General features: G+C 68.1%; 10 protein-coding genes and 1 pseudogene. 7 read left to right on the top strand and 4 right to left on the bottom strand.

The window, feature by feature from the left end; genetic code table 11:
* From EPN98_RS06880 to EPN98_RS06850, 7 genes and pseudogenes are all read left to right on the top strand, one after another.
* A pseudogene (locus tag EPN98_RS06880) lies at positions 1-727 on the top strand (F0F1 ATP synthase subunit alpha); the annotation flags it as partial.
* A gap of 11 nt (positions 728-738) precedes the next feature.
* Entirely contained in the window at positions 739-1,371 is a 633-nt protein-coding gene (locus EPN98_RS06875; protein WP_293361866.1) for a pseudaminic acid biosynthesis-associated methylase, read from the top strand.
* A 6-nt stretch (positions 1,372-1,377) separates the two neighbouring features.
* Positions 1,378-2,250 carry a F0F1 ATP synthase subunit gamma gene (locus EPN98_RS06870; RefSeq protein ID WP_293361864.1) on the top strand — a complete coding sequence of 291 codons (873 nt, stop codon included), beginning with the start codon at positions 1,378-1,380 and terminating at the stop codon, positions 2,248-2,250.
* Positions 2,251-2,269: 19 nt separating this feature from the next.
* Positions 2,270-3,829, top strand: a complete 1,560-nt coding sequence (gene atpD, locus EPN98_RS06865) for a F0F1 ATP synthase subunit beta (RefSeq protein ID WP_293361862.1) — start codon at positions 2,270-2,272, stop codon at positions 3,827-3,829.
* 5 nt (positions 3,830-3,834) lie between these two features.
* Positions 3,835-4,098 (top strand): ATP synthase F1 subunit epsilon, encoded by a 264-nt coding sequence (locus EPN98_RS06860; RefSeq protein ID WP_293361860.1) that lies wholly within the window; start codon positions 3,835-3,837, stop codon positions 4,096-4,098.
* 99 nt (positions 4,099-4,197) lie between these two features.
* Positions 4,198-4,854, top strand: coding sequence for a hypothetical protein (locus tag EPN98_RS06855; protein WP_293361858.1), 657 nt, complete (start codon positions 4,198-4,200; stop codon positions 4,852-4,854).
* A gap of 1 nt (position 4,855) precedes the next feature.
* The gene (locus EPN98_RS06850) at positions 4,856-5,104 is read left to right on the top strand and encodes a hypothetical protein (protein ID WP_293361856.1); all 249 of its coding nucleotides are present in this window, start codon (positions 4,856-4,858) and stop codon (positions 5,102-5,104) included.
* Here EPN98_RS06850 and EPN98_RS06845 read toward each other — a convergent pair.
* The 4 genes from EPN98_RS06845 to EPN98_RS06830 form a co-directional block, all read right to left on the bottom strand.
* On the bottom strand, positions 5,101-5,853 hold the full coding sequence (locus EPN98_RS06845) for an alpha/beta hydrolase (RefSeq protein WP_293361854.1): 753 nt from the start codon (positions 5,851-5,853) through the stop codon (positions 5,101-5,103). The two genes, EPN98_RS06850 and EPN98_RS06845, sit on opposite strands and share 4 nt — an antisense overlap.
* Positions 5,854-5,912: 59 nt before the next feature.
* Positions 5,913-6,404: an RNA pyrophosphohydrolase gene (locus EPN98_RS06840; RefSeq protein WP_293361852.1), complete on the bottom strand. Its 492-nt coding sequence runs from the start codon at positions 6,402-6,404 to the stop codon at positions 5,913-5,915.
* The gene (locus EPN98_RS06835) at positions 6,401-7,528 is read right to left on the bottom strand and encodes a divergent polysaccharide deacetylase family protein (protein WP_293361850.1); all 1,128 of its coding nucleotides are present in this window, start codon (positions 7,526-7,528) and stop codon (positions 6,401-6,403) included. The genes EPN98_RS06840 and EPN98_RS06835 overlap by 4 nt, the downstream gene beginning before the upstream one ends.
* Positions 7,529-7,663: 135 nt before the next feature.
* Positions 7,664-9,052 carry a S41 family peptidase gene (locus EPN98_RS06830; protein WP_293361848.1) on the bottom strand — a complete coding sequence of 463 codons (1,389 nt, stop codon included), beginning with the start codon at positions 9,050-9,052 and terminating at the stop codon, positions 7,664-7,666.
* Positions 9,053-9,286 lie beyond the last annotated feature (234 nt).

Here is a 9,286-nt window from a genome sequence, read left to right as displayed (position 1 = left end):
CTACGACGACCTTTCCAAGCAGGCCGTGGCCTACCGCCAGATGTCGCTCCTGCTGCGGCGTCCGCCGGGCCGCGAAGCCTATCCGGGCGACGTGTTCTACCTGCATAGCCGTCTGCTGGAGCGCGCGGCGAAGCTGAACGAGGACAACGGCTCGGGCTCGCTGACCGCCCTGCCGCTCATCGAAACCCAGGCCAACGACGTGTCGGCCTACATCCCGACCAACGTGATCTCGATCACCGATGGCCAGATCTTCCTCGAGACCGACCTGTTCTTCCAGGGCATCCGCCCCGCCGTGAACGTGGGTATCTCGGTGAGCCGCGTGGGCTCGTCGGCCCAGATCAAGGCGATGAAGGCCGCGTCCGGCCCGATCAAGGGCGAGCTGGCCCAGTATCGGGAAATGGCTGCCTTCGCGAAGTTCGGCTCGGACCTGGACGCCGCCACCCAGCGCATGCTGGCGCGGGGCGAACGCCTGACCGAGCTCCTGAAGCAGCCCCAGTACTCGCCGCTGTCGGTGGAAGAACAGGTGGCGGTGATCTACGCCGGCACCCGCGGCTACCTCGACAAGGTCCCGACCAACCAGGTCGGCCGTTTCGAGCGTGAGCTGCTGGCCAACCTGCACAGCAAGCACCAGGCGATCCTGGACAAGATCCGCATCGAGAAGGACCTGAAGAACGTCGAAGACGATCTGAAGGCGGCTCTGGCGGCGTTCGCGGAAACCTTCGCCTAGGCGAAAGACCGATGGCCGCGGATCAACCCAAAGCACTGGACGCCTGGTCGGGCGAGTTCGGTGATCGGTATACGGAGCGCAACGCCCGTACGACCGACGCCGTGCGCGGCCGCACGCGTGTCTGGGGCGAGGTGTTCCGCAGCATCGTGGGCGATATGCCGAAGTCCGCGCTGGAGGTGGGTCCGAACCTAGGCCTCAACCTGCAGGGCATCCAGGCGCTGGCGCCGATGGACCTTTGGGGCATCGAGCCGAACCCGGCCGCGCGCAAGCGCCTGGTCGAGGACGGCATCCTGCCCCAGGACCGCGTGATCGAGGGCTTCGGCCACAAGATTCCGCTGGCGGACGGGGCCGTCGAGATGGCCTTCACCTCGGGCGTGCTGATCCATGTGGACCCCAGCCTGCTCGAACAGACGATGCGCGAGATCCACCGGGTCTCGTCCAAGTACGTCTTCTGCGCGGAGTACTTCTCGCCCAAGGCCGAGACGATCACCTACCGCGGTGAGACGGACCTGCTCTTCAAGAACGACTTCGGGTCGCTCTACCTCGACAATTTTCGCGACCTCGTGCTGGTCGATTACGGCTTCTTCTGGAGAAGGACCACCGTGATGGACGACAGCACCTGGTGGCTCTTCAGGAAGGCTTGACGGCGTATGGCTAGCGTCAAGGAGATGCGCAATCGGATCGCTGCGGTGAAATCCACCCAGAAGATCACGAAGGCGATGCAGATGGTGGCCGCGGCGAAACTGCGCCGCGCGCAGAACGCCGCGCAGGACTCGCGGCCGTATGCCCAGCGCATGGCGTCGGTCATCGCCAACCTGGCGGCCGGCGTTTCGGGCGACGGCGCGCCGAAGCTGCTGGTGGGCACCGGCTCAGACCAGCGTCACCTGGTGGTGGTCGCGACGTCTGACCGCGGTCTGGCGGGCGGTTTCAACTCGTCGATCGTCCGGGCCGCGCGCCTGCGCATCGATCAGCTCCTGGCCGATGGCAAGGACGTCAAGATCATCACCGCCGGCCGCAAGGCCCGCGACCAGCTGCGGCGCGGTCACGCCAGCCGCCTCGTCGAATCGTACGAAGTGGGCGGCAACCCGTCGCTGGCGGTTGCCGAAGAGGTGTCGGCCAAGGTCCAGGCCATGTTCGAGGCCGGCGAGGTCGATGTCGTCACGCTGTTCTTCAGCGAGTTCAAATCGGTGGTCACCCAGACCCCGACCGCGCGCCAGCTGATCCCGGCCGAGGTCGCCGCCGGCGGCGCCACGATCGACCTGAAGGGCGCGGCCTACGAGTACGAGCCGGACGAGGCCACCATCCTGGCCGACCTCCTGCCGCGCAACATCACGACCCAGATCTTCTCGGCCATGCTCGAGAACCAGGCTGGGTTCTTCGCCGCCCAGATGACGGCGATGGACAACGCCACCCGCAACGCCGGCGACATGATCGCCAGCCTCACCCTGCAGATGAACCGTGCACGCCAGGCGCAGATTACCAAGGAGCTGATCGAGATCATCTCCGGCGCCGAAGCGATCTAGCCTTACGAGAGAGTTGGACATGGCCACCACCACCGCCAAGAAGCCCGCCGCCAAGGCCCCCGCGAAGGCTCCGGCCAAGCGCGCTCCCGCCAAGGCCTCCGCCGCCCCGAAGGCGACCGCCACGCAAGGCGTCGCCACCGGCAAGCTGGTTCAGATCATCGGCGCCGTCGTCGACGTCGAGTTCGAGGGCCATCTGCCCGCGATCCAGAACGCGCTCGAGACGACCAACACCGACCAGCGGACGGGCCAGCCCTTCCGCCTCGTGCTGGAAGTGGCTCAGCACCTGGGTGAGAACACCGTGCGCGCTATCGCCATGGACACCACCGAAGGCCTGACCCGCGGCCAGCCCGTGGTCGACACCGGCAAGGCGATCATCGTTCCCGTCGGCCCGGCCTGCCTCGGCCGCATCATGAACGTCATCGGCGATCCGATCGACGAAGCCGGCCCGATCAACTCGGCGTTCAGCTCGCCGATCCACCGCGAGGCCCCGTCCTTCGCCGAGCAGTCGACGTCGGCCGAAGTGCTGGTCACCGGGATCAAGGTCATCGACCTGCTCTGCCCCTACACCAAGGGCGGCAAGATCGGCCTGTTCGGCGGCGCCGGCGTGGGCAAGACCGTGACCATGCAGGAGCTGATCAACAACATCGCCAAGGCGTACGGCGGTTACTCCGTGCTGGCCGGCGTGGGTGAGCGGACCCGTGAAGGGAACGACCTCTACCACGAGATGATCGAGTCCAAGGTCAACATCGACCCGAAGGAAAACAACGGCTCGACCGAGGGTTCCAAGTGCGCCCTGGTCTACGGCCAGATGAACGAACCCCCGGGCGCCCGCGCCCGCGTCGCCCTGACCGGCCTGGCCCAGGCGGAGTACTTCCGCGACCAGGAGGGCAAGGACGTTCTGCTCTTCATCGACAACATCTTCCGCTTCACGCAGGCCGGCTCGGAAGTGTCGGCTCTGCTGGGCCGCATCCCCTCGGCCGTGGGCTATCAGCCCACCCTGGCCACCGAGATGGGCAACCTGCAGGAGCGGATCACCTCGACCTCGAAGGGTTCGATCACCTCGGTGCAGGCCATCTACGTGCCCGCCGACGACCTGACCGACCCCGCGCCGGCCGCCTCGTTCGCCCACCTGGATGCGACGACGGTGCTGAGCCGCGACATCGCCGCCCAGGCCATCTTCCCGGCCGTGGACCCGCTGGACTCCACCTCGCGGATCATGGACCCGCTGGTGATCGGCGAAGAGCACTATCAGGTGGCCCGCCGCGTCCAGGAGACGCTGCAGACCTACAAGCAGCTCAAGGACATCATCGCCATCCTGGGCATGGACGAGCTGTCCGAAGAGGACAAGCTGATCGTGGCCCGCGCCCGCAAGATCCAGCGCTTCCTGTCGCAGCCGTTCCACGTGGCCGAACAGTTCACCAACACCCCCGGCGTGCTGGTCAGCCTCGAAGACACCATCCGCTCGTTCAAGGCGCTGGTGGACGGCGAGTACGACCACCTGCCCGAGCCGGCCTTCTACAACGTCGGCAACATTGAAGACGCGGTCGCCAAGGCCGAGAAGCTGGCGCAGGAAGCCTAGGGATCATGGCCGACAAGCTGCACTTCTCCCTGGTCTCGCCGGAACGGGAACTGTTCTCGGGTCCGGTCGACCAGGTGGACGCGCCGGGCTCCGAAGGCGACTTCGGCGTCCTGGCCGGCCACGCGCCGTTCATGACGGCGCTGAAGGAAGGGCCGCTGCGCGTGCACAACGACGGGACCATCACGACCTACGAGGTTCGGGGTGGTTTCGCTGACGTGACGCCGGATGGGCTCACAATCCTGGCAGAACATGCTGTGGAAGCCGTCTAGACAGGCAGCTAAATCACTGCCGTAAATTGGGCGCCTGAGGGCCTTGCCTAGGGCGCCATGCTAAAGTTCTATGCCCGGCCGATGTCAGGGGATTTCCAGATGCGCTTCGCCCTTACCAGCCTGATCCTCGCCGCCGGTCTGGCGACCGCGGCCCAAGCCCAGGAAACTGCCGCGCAGCCTGCGCCGCCAGCTGCCGCGCCCGCGCCCGCGCCCGCGGCGGAAGCGCCGCCTGCGCCGCCCGCCGCCGAAGCGCCGCCGCCCGCGCCCACCCTGCCGACGTCGGGCTATGGTTTCGAAGCGATCCAGGTGATCGAAAAGGTCTGCATGCCGGCCGTGCGCGGCCAGCCTCTCGAGGCCTTGGCCAAGGCTAATGGCTTCAAGCTGAACCGCCGCGACCAGACCTGGAGCAAGCCTTACGGCGCCGAGGGCAAGGCCTATCAGGTCGTCCTCTACCCCTCGGGCTCGAACAAGACGGTCTGCATGGCCGACCTGCGCTTCCCGACCGGGCAGGACGCCGAGATCGCCAAGTCGCTGAACGTCTGGGCCTTCGTCCAACAGCCCCCCCTGGATCCGACCGCCAACTACACCCAACCCCAGGATCCGGACGGCCTGAAGCGCGTCCGCCGCTCGTGGGAGTACCTGACCTCGACGCAGTCGATCGGTCTGAACTTCTCGACGGTCCGCAAGCCTGACGACACCCAGGTGAACAAGGCCTACGATCTGGCCACGATGCAGTATCAGGAACGCAAGTTCTAAGATGAGCCTGACGGACGCCGCGGGCCTCCTCGGCGTCCTGCTCATCCTGGCGGCCTATGCCGGCGCCGCCCTCGGCAAGCTGGACTCTGAAAAGCCGATCTCGCTCGCGTGCAACCTCGTGGGCGCCTGCCTGATCCTTTGGGGCCTGCTGACCCAGGACTTCAACCTGTCGGCCACCGTCATGGAGGGCGCCTGGGCGCTGGTGGCGGCCGTCGGCCTGATCCGGTGGGCGATGCGCCGAGCGCGCTAGACCGCCAGCCGGACCTCGGTCTCGAGCCAGCTGAGCGTCGCCTCGGCCACATCCTCCCAGCCTTCCTCGCCGATCAGCCAGTGGCTCATGCCGGGCATGATGCGCAACGTGCCGCCGATACGCTCGGCCGTCTGACGCACGGTGGCCACCGGGTGGACCACGTCGCGCTCGCCCGCGAACACCAGCGACGGCGCCGGCAGCGGGCCTGAGCCGACGCTTGTGGTCATGAACGGGTCAAGCCACCAGTTCAGCACCTCCCGCACCGCCCGCCCGCTCTCGGGGCGCAGGCGGTCCAGGATCGCGTCGCGGCGGGGCTTCGGCGTGCGATCCAGGCTGTGGTGCCGCATCAGGTGCCGGTCGGGGCTGACCGCCGAGGCCCAGAACGGATCCACCATGTGGACGCCGAACGCCGTTATCGCCTCCTCGATCGACGAGCCGGTGACGCCCCAGGGCGCCGACGGAGCGATCAGGACCAGCGCCTGCGGCGAGACCCGCCGCGCCGCCATCTGACTCACGAGACCGCCCATCGAGTGGCCTAGCAGCACTGGCCGTTCAGGCAGGTTCTCGCACAGGCTGACCAGGCTCTTGGCGTAGTCCGACATCGACAGGCCCGCGACGCCGCCCCGCTCGCCATGGCCCGGCAGGTCGGGCGCCAGCACGGTCCAGCCCCGCGCCTCGAACGGGACGCGAAAGGCCTCGAAGGCCCAGCCGGCGCAGAACGCGCCGTGCGTCATCACGATCGTAGGCATTCGGTGTCGGGTCCCCTCCGCGCCACTCTACAGCGAAGCCGTAAACGCCGTCGCCGAAATCAGGCTCTTGCGCCGTTCGTCGCCGCGAAGGCGGCGAAGGCGCGCGCGACCATCTCATAGGCCGCCCGCTTGAACGGCACGATAAGACCGGGCGCTTCCGCCAGGTAGCCCCAGCGCCAGGCCTCGAACTCGGGTTCGTGATGGGCGTCGAGGTCGAACTCGCGCTCGTCGCCATCGAAGCGGAACGCGAACCACGCCTGCTTCTGGCCCTTGAAGCCGCGGCCGCGCTGGGCGCTTACGACGTCGGCCGGGTAGTCGTAGGTGATCCAGCCGTCGGTGCGGCCCAGGTAGCTGGCGGTCGTGGCCCCGGTCTCCTCGCCCAGCTCGCGCCGCGCCGCGGTCTCCAGGTCTTCCCCGGGATCGACGCCGCCCTGCGGAAACTGCCAGTTGTAGGGCCCCGGCGTGCCGGCCCGCTTGCCCAGCCATACCCGTCCATCGGGGTGGAACAGGACGACGCCGACGTTGGGCCGATAGTCCGGGAGGTCGGTCATCGCACCCGCGTCAGCGCCGAGGCGGGGGCCAGCTGGTAGCCTCTCGCTTCCACCTCATTGGCCCACTGCGCGACCTTCTCCAGCGTGATGGGATAGGCAAAGCCCGAGCCCAGGGACTGTCCACGCTGCAGCGCTCCCGCCTCAAGCGCGAGCAGCTGCTGGTCGATCGACGCGCCGGCGAGCTTGTCGTCGATCACCCGTTCGGCGGTGGCCCGCGGCATTCCCCCGCCGCGCCGCGCCGCCGCGCCGTCGTCGATGAACGCCAGGCCGCGGCCCTTCAGCGAGGCGGCGAAGGCGTTGTAGGCCGGGTCGGTCGCGAGGAACCGGGAGCCGAGGTAGTTCGTCAGCCCGAAGTAGCCGGTCGCGCGCGAGAGGATCCACTCCAGGCGTTTCACCGTCTCGGGCGGCTGGCCCCCGGCCATGAGCGTGTAAGGGCCGCTGTCGTTGTCCGGATAGTCGACCGGCTCCATCGGCGCCTCGATCAGCACCTCGTGGCCGCGCGCGCGCGCCATGTCGATCCAGCCCTGCAGGCCCTCGGAATAGACGCTGAACGACAGCGTGATCTCGGGGCGCAGCGTCTCGATCGCCTGGCGGGTGGCGCGGGCGTTCAGGCCCAGGCCGCCGATCACGAGCGCCACTCTGGGCCGGCCGTTGGGGGTGAAGGGACGGGCGTAGGCCTGGGCCGGCGTGCGGCCGTCCTGGGCGATGATGGGGAGCGGGCCGCCTGGGCCCGGCGCGTAGAAGCCGGCGATCGGCGCGACGGCCAGCGCGCTGCCGGCCATGGCCGCCGGGCCGCCGGCCATGCGGCCGGGCGAGCCTCCCGCTCCGGGGGCCAGGGGCCGTTCCGACAGCTGCACCACGTCCTTGTAGAGCGGCGGCGCGCCGCGGTTGGTCTTCAGCGCCTCGCGCCAGCCGACAGGAGCGCCGCGCAGGCTCTCGTCCAGGGGGATGGTCACGCTGGTGGCTCCGCCCACCGGACCCAGCAGATGGGCCAGCGCGATCACCGCGCCCGCGAACAGCACCGCCGCGCCTGTGAGGCCGACAGCCGGGCTCTTCAGGACAGCGCCCACGTCGACCTTGGGCAGTTTCGGCATCTTGAACTGGGGCAGGGCGATCGCGGCCAAGGCAGGGTGCTCCTCAACCTGGAAGGTGGTTCAACATGGTTAACGCTTTGCGGACAATCGCCCCCTGCGAGGGGGCGGAACGAAAAAGGGCGACCCGTTCGAGCCGCCCTCTTCAATTCAGTCTTGTCGGCAGCCCTACTTCGGCGTGGGCGCCGGCTTGGCTTCGGCGACCTTGGCCTTGTTGACGATCTCGGCCATGCGCGCCGTCGGCTTGGGCAGCTTGGGCGTGGCGGCGACCGAGCCGTACTTCAGCACGTCGCTGGCGCGGGCGATCTGGAAGTCCTTCTTCTCGTCGAAGCCCTCGGGCGGCGCTTCGGCCGGCTCGTGGGCGCCCTTGCGGACCTTGCCCTCGTCGGCGTTCAGCGCGTTGCGGAACGAGGCTTCCGAGAACTGGTAGGCGCGGTTGGCGATGGTCTGGGCCTCGTCGCGGGTCAGGGCGACTTCCAGGTCGGGTTCGATGCCGGTCTTCTGGATCGAGCGGCCGGCCGGCGTGTAGTAACGCGCCGTGGTCAGCTTGAGCGCCCCGTCGATGCCGCCGCGCAGCGGGATCACCGTCTGCACCGAGCCCTTGCCGAAGCTGGTCGTCCCGACGAGTTCGGCGCGCTTGCGATCCTGCAGGGCGCCGGCGACGATTTCCGCAGCCGAGGCGGAGCCCGAGTTGATCAGCACGACGATCGGCATGCCGCCCGTCATGTCGCCCGTGCGGGCGTTGTAGCGCTCCACGTCGCGCGGATCGCGGCCGCGCTGGCTGACGATCTCGCCCCCTTCCAGGAACAGGTCCGACACGCCGACCGCCTGGTCGAGCAGGCCGCCCGGATTGTTCCGCAGGTCGAGGATCAGGCCCTTGGCCTTGGGGTTCTTGGCGCGCATCTCGGCGAAGGCCTGCTCGGCCTCGTCGGTCGTCTTCTCGTTGAAGGACGCGATGCGCAGGACGATGTTGTCGCCTTCCAGGCGCGCGGTGGCCGACTTCGGCTTGATGACCTCGCGGATCAGCTTCACGTCGAACGGGTCGGACTTCTCGCGCGCGATGGTCAGGCTGACCGCCTCGCCCGGCTTGCCGCGCATCTGCTTGACCGCCTCGGTGACCGTCAGGCCCAGCACGCTCTCGCCGTTCACGGCGGTGATGTAGTCGCCGGCCTTGATCCCGGCCTTGAAGGCGGGGGTGCCGTCCATGGGGCTGATCACCTTGACCACGCCGTCTTCGCTGGTCACCTCGATGCCCAGGCCGCCGTACTCGCCGCGCGTCTGGTCGCGCATGTCGTCGAAGTCCTCGGGGTCGAGATAGCCCGAGTGCGGGTCGAGGCTGGTCAGCATGCCATCGATGGCCGACTGGATCAGCTTGGTGTCGTCCACCTCGGTCACATACTGGTTTTCGACCGTGTTCAGCACGTCGCCGAACAGGCCGAGCATGCGGTAGGTCTTCGCCCGGGGTTGCGAGGACGCAAGAGCCTGCTGGCTCACGTAGGCCATCGATCCAGCGCCCAGTACAAACGCCGACGCGCCGATCAGGAGATACTTCTTCATTGCCGGGTTCAGGCTCCCTTGGCCGGGTGTTGCACCGCTATACGTCCCGACTGACGCGACGGATTTGAGGCCGCATCAGCCCGCTTTGTTGTTCATCCATCGCATCGGGTCGACGGGTGAACCCTGCTCGCGGACCTCCAGATAGAGCTCCGACGATGATTGTCGATCATCGGGGGTCCATCCGACAGGCTGACTCTCCGCGACGGATTGTCCGACCTGAACCGACGTTCTCTC

The organism is Phenylobacterium sp., assembly GCF_004299445.1.
Taxonomy (GTDB): Bacteria; Pseudomonadota; Alphaproteobacteria; order Caulobacterales; family Caulobacteraceae; genus Phenylobacterium.
The sequence above is the reverse complement of the archived record's forward strand: the minus strand, read 5'-3'. Positions and strand labels throughout refer to the sequence as shown.